Source organism: Pseudomonas typographi, assembly GCF_014694385.1.
GTDB lineage: Bacteria > Pseudomonadota > Gammaproteobacteria > Pseudomonadales > Pseudomonadaceae > Aquipseudomonas > Aquipseudomonas typographi.
In genome coordinates, this window is record NZ_JAAOCA010000033.1 from 25542 (window position 1) to 41010 (window position 15469).

General features: G+C 64.5%; 15 protein-coding genes. 4 read left to right on the forward strand and 11 right to left on the reverse strand.

The features are described 5' to 3' along the window. Nucleotides 1-28 precede the first annotated feature (28 nt). The 11 genes from HAQ05_RS21800 to HAQ05_RS21850 form a co-directional block, all read right to left on the reverse strand. Entirely contained in the window at nucleotides 29-1321 is a 1293-nt protein-coding gene (locus tag HAQ05_RS21800; RefSeq protein WP_202988104.1) for an MFS transporter, read from the reverse strand. A gap of 71 nt (nucleotides 1322-1392) precedes the next feature. Beyond that, nucleotides 1393-2637 (reverse strand): OprD family outer membrane porin, encoded by a 1245-nt coding sequence (locus HAQ05_RS21805; protein WP_190424489.1) that lies wholly within the window; start codon nucleotides 2635-2637, stop codon nucleotides 1393-1395. Between the two features lie 202 nt (nucleotides 2638-2839). Beyond that, nucleotides 2840-3337, reverse strand: coding sequence for a flavin reductase (locus HAQ05_RS21810; RefSeq protein ID WP_190424491.1), 498 nt, complete (start codon nucleotides 3335-3337; stop codon nucleotides 2840-2842). Between the two features lie 10 nt (nucleotides 3338-3347). Beyond that, nucleotides 3348-4301: a PDR/VanB family oxidoreductase gene (locus HAQ05_RS21815; RefSeq protein ID WP_190424493.1), complete on the reverse strand. Its 954-nt coding sequence runs from the start codon at nucleotides 4299-4301 to the stop codon at nucleotides 3348-3350. A gap of 22 nt (nucleotides 4302-4323) precedes the next feature. Continuing rightward, on the reverse strand, nucleotides 4324-5064 hold the full coding sequence (locus HAQ05_RS21820) for an SDR family NAD(P)-dependent oxidoreductase (RefSeq protein WP_190424495.1): 741 nt from the start codon (nucleotides 5062-5064) through the stop codon (nucleotides 4324-4326). A gap of 11 nt (nucleotides 5065-5075) precedes the next feature. Then, nucleotides 5076-5552: an aromatic-ring-hydroxylating dioxygenase subunit beta gene (locus HAQ05_RS21825; RefSeq protein ID WP_190424497.1), complete on the reverse strand. Its 477-nt coding sequence runs from the start codon at nucleotides 5550-5552 to the stop codon at nucleotides 5076-5078. Nucleotides 5553-5567: 15 nt separating this feature from the next. Beyond that, on the reverse strand, nucleotides 5568-6842 hold the full coding sequence (locus HAQ05_RS21830; RefSeq protein ID WP_190424499.1) for a Rieske 2Fe-2S domain-containing protein: 1275 nt from the start codon (nucleotides 6840-6842) through the stop codon (nucleotides 5568-5570). Nucleotides 6843-6879: 37 nt separating this feature from the next. Beyond that, nucleotides 6880-7392, reverse strand: a complete 513-nt coding sequence (locus HAQ05_RS21835; RefSeq protein WP_190424501.1) for a nuclear transport factor 2 family protein — start codon at nucleotides 7390-7392, stop codon at nucleotides 6880-6882. Between the two features lie 10 nt (nucleotides 7393-7402). Continuing rightward, complete coding sequence (locus HAQ05_RS21840) at nucleotides 7403-7765, reverse strand: IacB protein (RefSeq protein ID WP_190424503.1); 363 nt, start codon at nucleotides 7763-7765, stop codon at nucleotides 7403-7405. A gap of 18 nt (nucleotides 7766-7783) precedes the next feature. Then, a complete protein-coding gene (gene iacA / locus HAQ05_RS21845) occupies nucleotides 7784-8956 on the reverse strand; it encodes an indole-3-acetate monooxygenase (protein WP_190424505.1) in 1173 nt (390 codons plus the stop codon). Nucleotides 8957-8970: 14 nt separating this feature from the next. After that, the gene (locus HAQ05_RS21850) at nucleotides 8971-10092 is read right to left on the reverse strand and encodes an amidase (protein WP_190424507.1); all 1122 of its coding nucleotides are present in this window, start codon (nucleotides 10090-10092) and stop codon (nucleotides 8971-8973) included. 560 nt (nucleotides 10093-10652) lie between these two features. On the opposite strand from HAQ05_RS21850, the gene HAQ05_RS21855 reads away from it, so the two are divergent. The 4 genes from HAQ05_RS21855 to HAQ05_RS21870 all read left to right on the forward strand — a co-directional run bounded on the left by HAQ05_RS21855 (nucleotide 10653) and on the right by HAQ05_RS21870 (nucleotide 15467). Further along, nucleotides 10653-11810 (forward strand): ABC transporter substrate-binding protein, encoded by a 1158-nt coding sequence (locus tag HAQ05_RS21855; protein ID WP_190424509.1) that lies wholly within the window; start codon nucleotides 10653-10655, stop codon nucleotides 11808-11810. A 72-nt stretch (nucleotides 11811-11882) separates the two neighbouring features. Further along, on the forward strand, nucleotides 11883-12920 hold the full coding sequence (locus tag HAQ05_RS21860; RefSeq protein ID WP_190424511.1) for a branched-chain amino acid ABC transporter permease: 1038 nt from the start codon (nucleotides 11883-11885) through the stop codon (nucleotides 12918-12920). After that, a complete protein-coding gene (locus HAQ05_RS21865) occupies nucleotides 12917-14704 on the forward strand; it encodes a branched-chain amino acid ABC transporter ATP-binding protein/permease (RefSeq protein WP_190424513.1) in 1788 nt (595 codons plus the stop codon). The genes HAQ05_RS21860 and HAQ05_RS21865 overlap by 4 nt, the downstream gene beginning before the upstream one ends. 4 nt (nucleotides 14705-14708) lie before the next feature. Beyond that, nucleotides 14709-15467, forward strand: a complete 759-nt coding sequence (locus tag HAQ05_RS21870; protein WP_190424515.1) for an ABC transporter ATP-binding protein — start codon at nucleotides 14709-14711, stop codon at nucleotides 15465-15467. The last annotated feature ends 2 nt before the right edge of the window (nucleotides 15468-15469 follow it).

The following is a 15469-nucleotide window of genomic DNA, read 5'->3' on the forward strand; positions in this document are numbered from 1 at the left end:
GAGCAACCGGGCGAGGAAAACCATTCACTCAAGCCGAGGTAGCGCGCATGGCGCGCGGCCGCCCCGGCAGCGTGAGCAGGGTCAGGCTGGTCAGCACCCCGAACAGTACCAGCATCAGCGCCACCGGCCAGGCGGCGTGCACACTGGCGAATAACCCAGTGGCAATCATCGGCGCGAAACCGCCTGCAAAGATCGAAGCAATCTCATGCCCCAGGGCCAGGCCGGTGTAACGCACATGGGTAGGGAACAATTCGGCCATCAGCGCTGGCTGGGTGCCGATCATCGCACCGTGGCTGATCGGTAAGCCGAGGACCAGCGCCAGGTACACCAGCGCCGGCTGGTGGGTGTCGAACAGCCAGAAGAATGGAAACGCCAGCACCACCAACCCGACCGAGCCAAAGGCGTACACGGCGCGACGGCCGATCACATCCGAGAGCCAGCCCCAGAACAAGATGCTGAATGCCTCCAGCACCATGGCAAGCATCACCCCGGCCAGCACGACCTGGGTCGCCAGGCCACTGAACTTGGCATAGGCCATGGAAAACGCCAGGAAGATATACGCCCCGCCGTTCTCCGCCAAGCGCAGGCCCATGGCTTGCAACACTGCCTTGGGGTGTTCGCGCAGCACCTGCCACACCGGCAGGTGTTGCACCGCGGCGGCCGGGGCGGCTTCTTGCTGAAAGTCACGGCTTTCCGGCAAACGCCGGCGGATGTACAGCCCCACACCGAAAATCAGCACGCTGGCCAAGAAGGGCACACGCCAGCCCCAGCTCATGAACGCCTCATTGGGCAGCAACTGCACGGCATAGAAGGCCGCGGCCGACAGCACGAAACCGCCGCTTACACCCAGCTGGCTCCAGGCGGCATAGAAACCGGCCTTTCCCGGCGGGGCATTCTCGCTGAGCATCAACACGCCGCCGCCCCATTCACCGCCCGAGGCCACGCCCTGCACCACACGCAGCAATACCAGCGCCAACGGCGCAAGGTAGCCGGCCTGGGCAAAGGTGGGAAGCAGGCCCATGAGAAAGGTGGCGATGCCCATCAGCGCCAGGGTGATCACCAGCGCGCGCTTGCGCCCGTGGCGGTCACCGATGTGGCCGAACAGTACCCCGCCGACCGGCCGGGCGACGAAGCCGACCGCAAAGCCAGCGAAGGCGCCCAGCGTGCCAAGCACCGGGTCGGTGCCGGCGGGGAAGAATAACGGCCCGAACACCAGTGCGGCGGCGGTGCCATAGAGAAAGAAGTCGTACCATTCAAGCGCGTTGCCGATCACCGAGGCGACTACGATGCGGCGCAGGGACTGAGGCGTTTGCGCGGTCATGGTTAGCATCCCTCCAGGGGTGAGAACAGTAGGCGCGCAGCCAGGCTGCGCGCCTGCGGGGCGCCGGCGGGTTACCAGACCTTCCAGGTGTAGGTGGTGTAGAACCGGTTCTCCTGGAAGTCATCGCCGAAGTTCTGCTGCACCAGGTAGTTCTTCCATTCGAAGCCCAGGCCCTTGAGCGGGCCGCTCTGCACCACGTAGCGCAGGGCCAGGTCCCGTTCGTTCTCGTGGCCATCTGACAGGTTGCCGCTGCGCAAGATGTCGGTGCCCTTGATGTAGCGGGTGCTGAAGGTCAGCCCAGGGATGCCCCAGCCGACGAAGTCGTAGCTGTAACCCAGGCCCACCGAGCGTTCCTGCGGGCGCATGAACGGCTGGTTGGCCCAGTTGAGCAGGTAGAACTGCGGGATGTAGCCATTGGGCGTGGGGAAGATGCTGGTGCCGTACATGCGCTGGTAGGCCAGGGTGAACTTGTGGGGGCCCTTGCTCAGGGCAAAGCCAGCGCTCAGCGCGCGGTTGTCGATCTCGCCGTTCAGGGCCTTGCCGTCTTCGTTGTTGTCGAACCAGCGCACGTCGGTGCGCAGCTTGTAGCCTTCACCGAGGTCCGCCAGGTGCACCAGCCCGTAGTACTGCTGCTTGTAGATGTCGTGCATCACCCCGTAGAAATAACTGGCCTGCAGGCTTTTGGTCACGTTGTAGGTCGCCCCGCCGAAGTCCAGGCCGTCGCTATCGAGGTTGTCGGTAGAGCCATATTTGTACAATTTTTCGTGGTCGGAGGATTCACGCGTAACCGCCGACCAGAAGCGCCCAGCGGTCAGGGTCAGGTCGGGGATTTCCTTCGACTCGATCACCGCGCCCTGGAAGATGGTGTCGAGCTGGCGGCTGGGGTCGTGCCAGGCGATCGGCAGCTCAGGGCGCATGTCGCCGATCTTCAGTTCGGTTTTGGAATACTTCATCTTGAAGGTAGCGCCGCCCCGGCTATAGTCGTCCGGCACGCCATTTTTGGCATCGTACGGCAGCGAGCCGTCGTTGCCCTTGGCATCGAATACGTAGGCGTACTGGGCGTCCAGGTCGAGGCCGAAGGCCAGCGGCGTATCGGTGTAGCCAGAGGTGAACTGGAGGTCGAAGCCCTGCGACCAGTTACCGACCTTGTTGGTGGTGGCACCGCTTTCGGTGTAGTTGCGGTCGAGCCAAAGGTTCTTGGCGTCTACCTTCAGGTGGCTGTCGTCCCAGATGTCGGCATAGGCGCCCATCGGCACGGCGGCCAGGCCCAGCAACCCCATGACTTTCAAATTGTGCGCAATCGACGAGTACAACATGTCACGGCCCCTTTCATAGCCCGCGGTGCGGGCCTTTTCGATGTGTGAGCAGATCAACGAAGCGGAACTCGGCAGGAAGACGCGGCGCGCTCTGTGGCGGCGCTCACGTTGTGGCGGGGTACGGTGCCCCTTGCGCGGCTCCCTCAGGGGGCCGGGCCTGCTATTGCTCTTGTTGTTTTCAAGCAGTGGTAACGCAGGTGGTTCAGACCGCCTTGGAGTGCTCGCACAGGCGGTGGTAAGCGCGGTTGAAATACACCAGGCCTTCATCGGCACCGCCCTGGCGGATGCTCTGGATCTGGCAGTAGAAAATGCTGTGCGAGCCCACCTCATGCACCTGGGTGATACGGCAGTCGAAGTTCACCAGCGCCTCGAGCATCACCGGCGCACCGCTTTCCAGGGTGGTCCAGGGGGTGCTGGCGAAGCGCTCGTCCATCGTCAGTGCCTTGCTGGCAAAGGCACCGGACAACGCCAGGTGGGTGCCGGCCAGCACATTCACGCACAGCGTGCCGTTGGCCTTGAACTGGGTGTTGGAATGGGACGCACGGTTCATGCACACCAGCAAGGTGGGCGGTTCGTCGGTCACGCTGCACACCGCCGAGGCGGTGAAGCCGAAGCGCCCCGCGGGGCCGTCGGTGGTGATCACCGACACGGCGCCGCCGAGCAAGGCCATGGCGTTACGAAAATCAGCTACATCGACCATGGAGTCCTCCTCAGATGTCGAGCACGAGTTTTTTTGACTTCGCCCGCGAGCAACACACCAGGATCTGGTCATTGCCGGCTTTTTCGTCATCGGTCAGGTACACGTCGCGGTGGTCGGGCTCGCCTTCGAGCACGTCGCACAGGCAACTGCCGCACACGCCCTGCTCGCAGGAAATCGGAATGTCGATGCCCACCGCGGTCAGCGCCTGCAGAATGCTTTGGCCCTCGGCCACCTGCACGGTCTTGCCGCTACGCGCGGCCACCACTTCGAAGCCTTCACCACTGGCGTCGACCTCGGCCTGGAAGTACTCCTTGTGGATGTGGTCTTCGGCATAGCCCTGCTGGCGCGCGCCGTCGATCACCCAGTCCATGAAGCCAGCCGGCCCACAGGTGTACATGTGCACGCGAGCCCGGCCTTGGCCCAAAACGGCGGCCAGGTCGAGGCGGCCATGCTCGTCATCGAAGTGGGTGACCACCTTGCTGGCGAACGGCGCGCTGCCCAGTTCGGCGAGGAATGCACTGTGGTTGCGCGAGCGCCCGCAGTAATGCAACTCGAACGCGTCACCGCGCTGTTCCAGGGCATAGGCCATGGCGATCATCGGGGTAATGCCGATGCCGCCGCCCAACAGGATCGAGCGGGTGGCGCCTTCAGCCAGCGGGAACAGGTTGCGCGGGGCGCTGATCTGCACCTGCCGGCCTTCGAGCAAATGGGCGTGCACGCCGGCAGACCCACCGCGGGAGGCCGGGTCTTTGAGTACGCCCAGGCGGTAAACGCTGGCGTCGGCCGGGTCGCTGCACAGCGAGTATTGGCGCACCAGACCTGGGGCAATGTGGATGTCTACGTGGGCGCCCGCGTCGAACAGTGGTAGCGCGGCGCCGTCGGCCCGGGTCAAGTCGAGCACGACGACGCCGTCGCCCTGCAGTTCACGCTTGCGCACGATCACATCGAGAAGTTGTTCAGCCATCGCGAATCACCCTCCTTCAGGGTCAGCGCATGAACAGCCCGCCGTTCACGTCCCAAGTCGCCCCGGTGGTGAAGTAGGCTTCGGGACGCGCCAGTTGCACGATTAGGTCACCGAGAAAACCCGCATCGCCCAGGCGCTGTACCGGGATGTTGCCCAGTAGCCCTTGCAGGCGTTCGGCTGGCACCGCAGCATGCACCGCCGGGGAGTCGATCGGGCCCGGGGCGATGGCGTTAACGGTCACGCCGCGGGCGGCGAACTCCTTGGCGAAGATCTTGGTCAGGGTGATGATCGCGCCCTTGCTCGCGGCGTAGTGGGCACCGGTGGCGGTGCCGCCGTTCTGCCCGGCCAGCGAGGCCATGTTGATGATCCGCCCGTAGCCCTGCTGGGCGAGGTAGGCACCCAACACCTGGCAGCCGAGGAACACGCTGCGCAGGTTCAGGCCCACCACGGCGTCGAACTCTTCCGGGCTGATCTGCATCAGCGGGGTGGTTTTGGTCACCGCGGCGTTATTGATCACCACGTGCAGCGCGCCGAAACGCACCAGCACCTGAGCCAGGACGCTTTCGAAGTCAGCCTTGCTCGCCACATCGAGCTGCACCGCCAGCGTGTGCTCGCCGCTGGCGTCGAGTTGCGCGGCCACCCCCTGGGCGGCCTTCAGATTGCGGTCGCTGACCACCACCTGGTAACCGGCCGTCAGCAGTTGGGCGCAAAAGCGCGCGCCCAAGCCTTGGCCGGCCCCGGTGACCAATGCCACATGCGTCATGCTCGCCCCCGTCACAGGATGTAGCCGATGCCCGCCAGGGCATCGTCGCTGTTGATCAGGCTCACCAACTTGCGCTGTATCCTGAAACCGCGCTCTGCGCGCACCAGCTCGTACACCAGGTCCGCGCTGTAGTGCTTGAGGGTTTCCTTGCGGAACTCGCGCACGTTCTGCGCACAGCGCACGGTCACGTTCACGCCGTCGTCGAAGAGCACGCGAAAGCGCGAGATCGTGCGCACGGTGCGCGGCTGCGGGCTGGTGGAGATCGACTCGCCGCCAATCAGGCGCTGCACGCGCAGCTGGCGCATGTGATGGTCGTCGTAGGCGTAGTTCAGGGTGTTCTCGAAGTCAGTCGCCTTGGGGTCGATCGGGATGATGTAGGTACCCTTCTCGGTCCACAGCGTGAGCCAGCCGTCGTATTCACCGTGGTCGAGCATGTCGCCTTCCTGCCAGATGAAGGCAGTCACTTCTTGCAGCAGTTGCAGGTTCATAAGGTTCTCCACGGGTCAGGCTTGCATCATCTTTTTCCACTGCTGGTAGGCCGCGCGCATGCCGGTTTCGGCACTCACGTCAGACACCAGGCCGTCTTCGCTGGGCTTCTCGCCCGGCAGCCCGCGGTTGAGCATGATCCACAGGTCTTCGCCGGCCTTGGCGCCCTTCTGCACCCGCTCCCAGGCTTCGGAGTCGTCCGGGGTGCCGAAGCCCATCGGCCCCTGGAAGTGTTCATGCAGGCGCAGGCGGTAACGGTTGGCCGCGGCCGGGGCACCGTCCATGGTGATCACCGAGTGATGGATTTCGGTTTCGTGCACCGAGATCGGTTGCAGCACGCGGAAGAACGCCATCGAGCAGGCCACGTTCGGGAACAGGTTCAAGTTGAAGCCGGTGCCGCCCACGGCGCGGACGATGCGGCGCACCTGTGGCTCGTCGATGCCTTCTTCGCGCAGCTCGGCGGCCAGGGCTTCGAAGCGCTCGGGGATGGGTCTGTCCAGGTCCGCCTCGAGGTCGATCAGGTCGGGGATCATCACCATCACGCTATGGCCGTTGCCGAGGTCTTCAACGTAGCCGGGGCCTTTGACGAAGTCGAACAGCTCCAAGGTCTGCTCATCCACCGAGCTCAGGAAGCTCTTGTGCACCAGCGGGAAGTGGTAGGCATCGGTGGTGTTCTCGAGTTGGATCTTCCAGTTGCCAGGGAAGCGAAAGCGGTGCTCGCCCGGCACCTTGATGCCGTACCCAGCGCCCTGCTTCATGAACAGGTCCATCCACTTTTTGGCGGGGCCGAGGAAGTCCACCAACGGCTCGATGTCGTGCTTGAAGGTCGCGAAGATCATCCCGGCGTAGCTTTCGGTACGCAGGCTCACCAGCGGCAGCTCGGCCTTATCTATGCAGTCGCCGTAGCTCTCCGGGTGCGGGATACCGCGCAGCGAACCGTCCAGTGCATAGCCCCAGCCGTGGTACGGGCAGACGAAGCTGTTGGTCTTGCCCTTTTTGTGCTCGCACACCGTGGCGCCACGGTGGCGGCAGCGGTTGAGCAGCACGTGTACGTCTTTTTTGCGGTCACGGACCACAATCACTGGCTGCTTGCCTATGTACGTGGTCTTGTAGCTGCCGTTGTCGGGAATTTCGCTGGCGTGGGCGACCCACACCCAAGTGCTGTGAAAGATCTTCGCCAGCTCTGCGTCGAACAGCGCCGGGTCGTTGTACAGCGAAGTATGCACGCGGTCGCTCTGCACCAGCTCGGCAGGGTCCACGGCCAGGTTGATGGCGGGAATCAGATTGCTCACGGTGTCTCCTCGTCGGCGCTTGGGCCGGCCGTTCAGTTCATTCTTCAGGGGTGGGCACCGGCAACGGCGCCTCGCTGTTCCAGGTCGATACCGGGCGGCCGAACAGGTTTTCGGTCTGGAAGTGCGCCATGCGCCAGTGCCCTTCTTCGAGGGCGAAGCGCACGTGCAGGCGCGCCGCGTTCAAGTGCGAGGCGCCGCTGGCGAAGGTGCTGGCCTGCAACATCACCCAGCTGCCGAGCGCCTCATCGCCCTTCACCTGGATCAGCTCGCTGGTGAGAAAATGCACGTTCAGGGCAAAGTGCGCGGGCGGCTTCATGTAGCTGGAGAACATCGCCCGGATCGCCTCGCGGCCACGGTAACCGCCAAAGCTATGGGCGTACCGGGCGCCCTTGCCTTCCCACACGGCTTCAGCGGTGAACAGCCCGGCCAATTCATCGAGCGGGGTGCGTTCATCGAGGGCATCGCACAGCACCATGTAACGGTTCATGCAGGCGCGCACGGCGTGTTCGCTTTCGAAGCGGCGCAGGCGTGCTTGGTCCTGTTCGGTCATGGCGGCGTACTCAACTGCGCTGGATGATCAGTTCGCGGCCCACCCGGGCCTCCACTTTGGCGTAACGCCAAAGCTTGTACGGGCCATCGCCCACTGCGGTGGTGCGGAACAGGTTGCAGGCAGCGTGCACCGTTTCCACGTCCGGCACGTCAGCCAGCAGGTAGGTGGTCCAGGGGAACCCATCGGAGGGGCCGACCATGCTCTGGTCGTCGTCCATATTGCCGAGCACGCTCACCCCGGCCAGATCGTGGATGCCGTTCCACATGGCGCTGAACGCGCCCCACACCTGCAGTTGTTCATCACGCGGGGCGTTGAAGAAATTCTGGTTGATGCCCATGCAGAACAACACGCGCAATGGTTTTTTCTCGCTCATAAAGCAATCCTCGAAAAATTACAGGTAGCCCGGCAGGGGCGCTTTGCCGAAGAACATTGCCCCAGCGTTCTGATAGGTCACATCGCCCATGAAGGCATGCTGGGTCACCACCTGGGCGTCGTTGACACAGCGCGCCAGGGGGCTGGTGCTGTACACGCCGCTCATGCCTGAAAGCATCTGCGCGGTGCGCGCCACATCGGCGGCCACACGGGTAGCGTGGGTAGACGACAACCGCAGCAGGTTGGTGGCTGCGGCTGGCACCGGGTCACCAGCCAGCACGTGGGCCCAGGCTTGCTCGATAGCTTCGAAGAAGAACGCCCGCGCAGCGCGCAGGGCCGCTTCGGCCTTGGCCACTTCAACCTGGGCCAACGGGCGGTCAGCCAGCGCCGGAGCGCCAGTGACCGAGATGCGCCCACTGGCCATGCCGGCGAGTTCGTCCAGCGCCGCGCGCGCCACCCCCAGGCCCACCACCGACAGCACCTGGGTGGCGAAGGCCAGCGACGGGTAACGGAAGAACGGCTCATCGAGGTTCGGCGCGCCGCCACGAACGAAGGTCCATTCTTCCGGCACGACCACCTCCTCGACCACCAGGTCGTGGCTACCGGTGCCGAGCAGGCCGACGGTGGCCCAGGTGTCTTCGATGCGCGCCTGATGTTTCGGCATCACCGCCAAACGCGGCAAGGCCAGGGTGGCGCCGTTCTTTGGGGCGATACCCACCCCGACCAGGTCGGCCCCCATCGAGCCACTGGAGTACTTCCAGCGGCCAGTGACCTTGAACCCGCCAGGGATCACCTCGGCCGGCTGCGGCGGGAAGATACCGCCGGCGAACACCACGTCCGGGCCATTGGCATACACCTGGGCGATGGTCTGTGGTGGCAGCGCCGCCAGGTACACCGGGCTCATGCCGAAGCTGGCGACCCAGCCGGCCGAGCCATCGGCGTGGGCGATGCGCTCGATCATCTGGCAGAACTGCGCCGGCGAGCATTCGTTGCCGCCAAAGCGCTTGGGCACCAGCGCGCGGTACACGCCCTGCGCCCTGAAGGCGTCGATCACATCTTGGGAGATGTGCCGCTGGCGGTCGAACTCGCCTTCACGGGCGCGCTGGCGGATGTCACCGAGCAGGGCCTCGAAGGCCTCGCCCGCAAGCGGAGTGGCGGCGGCATCGAGGGCCGGCGCGCTGAGCGAATTCATGAAGGGCTCCATGATCAGGTACGGTTGGAATACAGCTGCTGCAACAGCAGACTGGCGGCGGCCAGCAGCGCTTCGTCGGTGCCGTGGGCGCCCACCAACTGCAGGCCCACCGGCAGGCCCTGTTCGCTGCCAAGCGGAATGCTCAAGGCCGGGTGGCCAGAGAGGTTGAACGGCCGCACGAAGGCAGTCATGCCGAGCACCGCACGGGTGTCGGTGGCCTGCTCCAGGCGCAGCGGGAAGTCCGGCATGGTCGGCAGCGCCAGCACCTCGTACTGGGCGAACGCGGCGTTCACCTCCTCGGTAAACCGCGCGCGCACCGTTTCGGCCTCGGCCAGCGCGGCATCGGTGGTTTCGCCCGCGGCGGCCAGGCGCCCAGCGATGTCGGCGCCGACCAGGCCGCTGGCGAGCAAGCCCTGGCAAGCGTTGAAGGTTTCGCGGTTGATCACCACCATGCCGGCGGCGTACGCCGCATCGAAGCTGGGCAACGCCACCTGGCCCAGCGGCTGACCGGTGGCGGCCAGGGCCCCGTCGACCACCTGCTGCACCGGCGCGCTGGCGAGCACATTGATCACCCCAATGCGCACCTGGCACGGCCCGGCCTTGGGCTGCCAGGTGGGGTCGATGGCGCACATGGCGGTTTCGAGCATGGGTAGGCTGGCGGCGAACGGGCCTACGCAGTCAAGGCTGCTGTGCGCCGGCATCACGCCGCGGCGGCTGACCCGACCGAAGCTGGGCTTGAAGCCGAATACACCGCAGCAACAAGCCGGGATGCGCACCGAGCCACCGGTGTCGGTGCCCAGGGTGAAATCCGCCAGGCCCGCGGCCACCGCGGCCGCCGAACCGCTCGACGAACCACCCGGGATGCGCCCGGCAAAGCGTGGGTTGGTCGCCGTGCCGGTGTAGGCATTGATGCCGGTAGTACCAAACGCCAACTCGTGCAGGCCGGTTTTACCGGTCAGCCGGCAGCCGGCGGCGAGCAGGTGCTCGACCACTTCGGCATGGGCAGCGGCCGGTGCTGCGTTTTCCAGGGCGCAGCTGCTGGCACGGGTGGCTACCCCGGCCACATCGATGGTGTCTTTGACCATCACGCACGGGCCGCTACCACCCAGGGAAAGTTGCTCTACCACGATCGTCATCTGCGCTACCTCGTTGTGCCGCTCACGCCAAGCGGGCTGTGCCTCGCTTTTTTCCAACATCGCGCAGTTTTACGTGAATCGTCAACTGATTTTTCAATGGAAATATCACTGCCATTTTGGTGCAAAAAGATGCACCCAAGCACCGAAATTGGGCATTTCATACCTGACTCTGAAAATCATCAAAACTATTCTATCTATCTGTTTTAAGTGGCATTCTATTAATATATAAGCTACCTTAAAGATCGTTTACTTGGCGAAAGTCCGCTGTTAAGCCCACGGTCAAAGCGCGATAAAAGCCTAAATAAAATAAAAATAATTAGGCTAAAAACAATGCCAAAAAATATTCTAAAACGAATATAAAAACGCTCCAAACCCCTGTTTCGCGGGCCCTCGGCCGCCCTACCCCACCTACGACCAGCCCGGCGCACCCCGCCGCCCGGCGCTGAAAACGCCGTGCCCGGCCACGGTGCAGGCCAAACGCTGGCATGCAACCTGCTATCGCCCCACCAACGCCGTGGCGCTTTTGCTGCCCAGCCGACCTTGCCCTGATGGAGAACGAGATGAAGAAACTGTTGACCGCCGCCCTGTTGTCCGGCGCCGCTGGCATCGCGCTGAGTGGGGCCCCCGCGGCCCGGGCCGAGGTGAAAATTGGCGTGATCACCTCCGCCAGCGGGCCCATCGCCCTGGTGGGCATCCCGCAGAAAAACAGCGTGGCGCTGATGCCCAAACAGATAGGCGACCAGCCGGTGCGCTACATCACCCTGGATGACGGCAGTGACCCGACCGCTTCGGTGAAGGCCTTCAAGAAGCTGATCGACGAAGAGCACGTAGACGCGATCATCGGCCCCAGTGGGTCGCCCAATGCCATGGGGGTGATCCAATTCGCAGCCGAGTCCGGCACACCGATGCTGGCGCCGGTAGGCACCGCCGCGGTGGTGCTGCCGATGACCGAGCAGAAGAAATGGGTGTTCAAAACCACCCAAAACGACGACCTGATCGCCCAGGCGCTGGTGGAAAACATGGTCAAGCGCGGGGTGAAAACCTTGGGTTTCATCGGCACCGCGGACCCTTACGGTGAAAACTGGAGCAAGGTGATAGGGGCATTGGCCGAGAAGAACGGCATCAAGGTGGTGGCCAATGAGCGCTTCCAGCGCCAGGACACCTCCGTCACCGGCCAGGGCCTGAAAATCCTCATGGCGCGACCCGACGCCGTGCTGGTTGCGGCCCCCGGCAGTTCCTCGGTGATGCCACAAACCACCCTCTTCGACCAAGGCTACAAGGGCCAGATGTACCAGACCCACGGCGCCGCGCTGGATCAATTCCTGCAGCTGGGGGGCAAGAAGGTCGAGGGAACCATCCTCGCCGCCAGCCTGATGCTGGTGCTCGATGAAACGCCCGACAGCCACCCGTCCAAGGCCATCGCCCAGCATTACATCGACGCCTACAAAACCGCCTATGGGCAAACCCCGGCGACCTTCGGCGCCAATGTGTACGACGCCGGCCTGCTCTTGGAAAAAGCCATCCCGGCGGCCGAGCAGAAAGCCCAACCCGGCACCCCGGCGTTCCGCGCGGCGCTGCGCGATGCGCTGGAAAACACCCACGAATTGGCCGCGACCCAGGGCGTGTACAACATGAGTGTTGAAGACCACAGCGGCTTCGATACCCGTGGCCGCGAGCTGATCACCGTCAAGGACGGGCACTGGGCGCTTTTGAAATAAACCAGGCCGCGGCTGGGGGCCTGCGCCCTCTCCCGCCGCGACGCCGTTGACCTTGCTGCGAGACCTTAGAATATGAATCTGCAGATAGCCTTGCTGCTAGGCCAGGATGGCGTCACCAATGGCGCCATCTACGCCCTGCTGGCGCTGTCGATCCTGCTGGTGTTCACCGTCACCCGCATCCTGTTGATCCCCCAGGGTGAGTTCGTGACCTACGGCGCCCTGACCATGGCCACGATCCAGGCCGGCGAGCCCACGCCGCTGGCCTGGCTGCTGCTGGCCCTAACCGTGACCGAATGCGCCCTCGACGTGCTCGCCCGCTACCGCGCCGGCCGAGGCCTGCGGGTAGACCGGGGGATGCTCGGCAAGCTCGCCTGGTGCGCGGCGCTGGTCATCTCGGTGTACCACTTGCCACTGGCCAGCCTGCCGGTGGCCGCCCAGGCCCTGCTCACCCTGTGCCTGGTGGTGCCGCTGGGCCCGCGCCTGTACCGTTTATTCTTCCAGCCCATCGCTGGCGCCACCCCGCTGGTGTTGCTGATCGTGTCGATCGCCGTGCACGTGGCGATGGTCGGCGTTGGGCTGCTGCTGTTTGGTCCGGAAGGCGCGCGTACCACGCCGTTCTCCCAGGCCGGCCTCGAACTGGGCCCGGTGACGCTCAACAGCCAGACCCTGTGGGTGCTGGCGCTGTCGCTGGTACTGATCATCGCCCTGTTCTTGTTCTTCGGCCGCAGCCTCTACGGCAAAGCCCTGCAGGCCACTGCAGTGAACCGCAACGGCGCGCGATTGATGGGAATCTCACCCGAGCTGGCCGGCAAGGCCACCTTCGCCATGGCGGCCTTCATCGGTTGCCTGTCGGGCATTCTCATCGCGCCGATCACCACGCTGTATTTCGACTCCGGTTTCATCATCAGCCTCAAGGGCTTCGTCGGCGCCATCATCGGCGGCCTGGTCAGCTACCCATTGGCTGCCCTGGGCGCGCTGGCAGTGGGTCTGGTGGAGGCGTTCTCGATGTTCTGGGCCAGTAACTACAAAGAGGTGATCGTGTTCACGCTGATCATCCCGTTCCTGCTGTGGCGTTCGCTGCGCAGCCATCACGTGGAGGAAGACGCATGAAACCGCGCGTGTTGATCCTGGCGTTCATCGCCGTACTGGCGGTAGCGCCACTGCTGCTGCCAGCCTTTGAGGTCACCTTGCTCAACTACATCGGCCTGTACGCCTTGGTGGTGCTGGGCTTGGTGCTGCTCACCGGCGTGGGAGGCATGACCAGCTTCGGCCAGGCGGCGTTCGTCGGCCTGGGCGCCTACACCAGCGCCTACCTCACCACCACGGCGCAACTGCCAGGCTGGCTGGCCTGGGCTGGCGGTTCGCCGTGGCTGGCGCTGCTGCTGGCGTTGGTGCTCACTGCGGTGGTGGCGCTGGTGCTCGGCGCGCTGACGCTGAAGCTCTCAGGGCACTATCTGCCGCTGGGTACCATCGCCTGGGGCATCTCGCTGTACTACCTGTTCGGCAACCTCGAAGGCTTTGGCGGCCAGACCGGCATCACCGACCTGCCGCCGATCACTCTGTTCGGCCTCAGCCTGGAGAAAGGCGAGCATGTCTTCTACCTGATCTGGGCCGTGTTGCTGGCCGCCGTGCTGATCACCCAGAACCTGCTGAACTCACGCCAGGGCCGCGCCATCCGCGCGCTCAAGGGCGGCCAAGTGATGGCCGAATCCATGGGGGTGAACACCTTTCGCGCAAAGCTGGTGATTTTCGTGGTGGCGGCGCTATTCGCCGCGCTGTCGGGCTGGCTATACGCCCATACCCAGCGCTTCGTGAACCCCACCCCGTTCGGCCTGAACATGGGCATCGATTACCTGTTCATGGCGCTGATCGGTGGCGTGGGAAGCGTCTGGGGCGCCCTGCTCGGCGCCGGCGTGCTGACCCTGCTCAAGCAGTGGTTGCAGGACTGGCTACCGCTGCTGATGGGCAGCCAAGGCAACTATGAAACCATCGTGTTCGGCTTGCTCATCGTGCTGATGATGCAGCGCATACCCGGCGGGCTGTGGCCTCTGCTGGTCAGGTACCTGCCGGTGGCCCCGGTGCGCCGCGTGCCACCGGCACCGGCCGACCCGCTGGCGCGGCGGTTGCCGCCAACCAAGGGCATGCTGATCCTCGAGGCGCGCCAGGTGACCCGCCGGTTCGGCGGGCTGGTAGCCAATAAAGAGATGGACCTGGCCGTGCACGCCGGGGAAATCCTCGCGCTGATTGGCCCTAACGGGGCCGGCAAGAGCACCCTGTTTAACCAGCTCTCCGGGGTCGACGTGCCCACCTCCGGCGAGGTGTTGTTTCTCGGCCAACGCATCAATGGGGTGCCCTCGCGGCAGATCGCCCAGTGTGGCATGAGCCGGACCTTCCAGCACGTGAAACTGCTGCCGGCCATGAGCGTGCTGGAGAACGTTGCGATCGGCGCTCACCTGCGCGCCAGCGGCAGCGTGCTGGCCAGCTTCGCCCACTTGGAGCGCCATGAAGAAGCGCGCTTGCTGGCCGAGGCACGCCAGCAGTTGGAGCGTGTCGGGCTGGGTGGGTATCTGTTCGAAGAGGCCGGCAGCCTCGCCCTGGGCCAGCAGCGCATCCTCGAAATCGCCCGGGCGCTGTGCGCCGACCCTTGCCTGTTGCTACTCGACGAGCCCGCGGCCGGCCTGCGCCACAAAGAGAAGCAGGCCCTGGCCGAACTGCTGGCACGGCTGCGCGATGAGGGCATGGCCATTTTGCTGGTCGAGCACGACATGGACTTCGTGATGAACCTAGCCGACCGCATCACCGTGATGGAATTCGGCCAGAAAATCGCCGACGGTTTGCCCGAAGCGATCCAGGCCGACCCCGCTGTACTGCAAGCCTACCTAGGTGCGGAGTGAAACGATGAACCAAGTGAATAACCCCTTGCTGGAGGTCAAGGACCTCAGCGTTGCCTACGGCAAGGTGGAGGCCTTGAGCAACGCCAGCCTGGCCGTTGGCCAAGGCCAGATCGTCACCGTGATCGGCCCCAACGGCGCCGGCAAGACCACTCTGCTGTCGGCGATCATCGGCGTGCTGGGCTCGCGCGGGCAGGTCAGCTTCGATGGCCGCCTGGAAGCGGTGCCGGAAGTGGAAGTTCTGGTGGGCCGCGGCCTGGGCCTGGTGCCGGAAAAACGTGAGCTGTTCTCCAGCATGAGCGTGGAAGACAACCTCAAGCTGGGCGGCTTCATGCGCTACCGCCAGCGCGACCGTTACCTCGATGCCAGCCTGATGGAGGTATACAGCCTGTTTCCGCGCCTGCTGGAGCGGCGCAAGCAGGCCGCCGCCACCCTCTCCGGCGGCGAACGGCAAATGCTGGCGGTGGGCCGCGCGCTGATGGCCAAGCCCAAGCTGCTGATGCTCGATGAACCGAGCCTGGGCCTGGCACCGCTGATCACCCGCGAGATCTTCCGCATCATCGCCCAACTGCGTGGCCAGGGGGTGTCAATCCTGCTGGTGGAACAGAATGCCCGCGCCGCACTGAAGGTTGCCGATTACGCTTATGTGCTGGAAACCGGCCAGGTGGCGATGCAAGGCCCAGCCGCGCAGCTGGCCACCGACCCGCGAGTGATCGACGCCTACCTGGGCGCCGCCAGCAAGCACCAAGCCATGCTTGCCAGCTAAGG

Excerpts from the sequence above, each read along its gene's own strand:
- HAQ05_RS21800 (WP_202988104.1), bottom strand. The coding sequence starts at position 1,321 with ATGACCGCGCAAACGCCTCAGTCCCTGCGCCGCATCGTAGTCGCCTCG.
- HAQ05_RS21865 (WP_190424513.1), top strand. The coding sequence starts at position 12,917 with ATGAAACCGCGCGTGTTGATCCTGGCGTTCATCGCCGTACTGGCGGTA.
- HAQ05_RS21835 (WP_190424501.1), bottom strand. The coding sequence starts at position 7,392 with ATGACCGAACAGGACCAAGCACGCCTGCGCCGCTTCGAAAGCGAACAC.
- HAQ05_RS21815 (WP_190424493.1), bottom strand. The coding sequence starts at position 4,301 with ATGGCTGAACAACTTCTCGATGTGATCGTGCGCAAGCGTGAACTGCAG.
- HAQ05_RS21850 (WP_190424507.1), bottom strand. The coding sequence starts at position 10,092 with ATGACGATCGTGGTAGAGCAACTTTCCCTGGGTGGTAGCGGCCCGTGC.
- HAQ05_RS21805 (WP_190424489.1), bottom strand. The coding sequence starts at position 2,637 with ATGTTGTACTCGTCGATTGCGCACAATTTGAAAGTCATGGGGTTGCTG.
- HAQ05_RS21840 (WP_190424503.1), bottom strand. The coding sequence starts at position 7,765 with ATGAGCGAGAAAAAACCATTGCGCGTGTTGTTCTGCATGGGCATCAAC.
- HAQ05_RS21820 (WP_190424495.1), bottom strand. The coding sequence starts at position 5,064 with ATGACGCATGTGGCATTGGTCACCGGGGCCGGCCAAGGCTTGGGCGCG.
- HAQ05_RS21825 (WP_190424497.1), bottom strand. The coding sequence starts at position 5,552 with ATGAACCTGCAACTGCTGCAAGAAGTGACTGCCTTCATCTGGCAGGAA.
- HAQ05_RS21870 (WP_190424515.1), top strand. The coding sequence starts at position 14,709 with ATGAACCAAGTGAATAACCCCTTGCTGGAGGTCAAGGACCTCAGCGTT.
- HAQ05_RS21810 (WP_190424491.1), bottom strand. The coding sequence starts at position 3,337 with ATGGTCGATGTAGCTGATTTTCGTAACGCCATGGCCTTGCTCGGCGGC.
- HAQ05_RS21855 (WP_190424509.1), top strand. The coding sequence starts at position 10,653 with ATGAAGAAACTGTTGACCGCCGCCCTGTTGTCCGGCGCCGCTGGCATC.
- HAQ05_RS21860 (WP_190424511.1), top strand. The coding sequence starts at position 11,883 with ATGAATCTGCAGATAGCCTTGCTGCTAGGCCAGGATGGCGTCACCAAT.
- iacA (WP_190424505.1), bottom strand. The coding sequence starts at position 8,956 with ATGAATTCGCTCAGCGCGCCGGCCCTCGATGCCGCCGCCACTCCGCTT.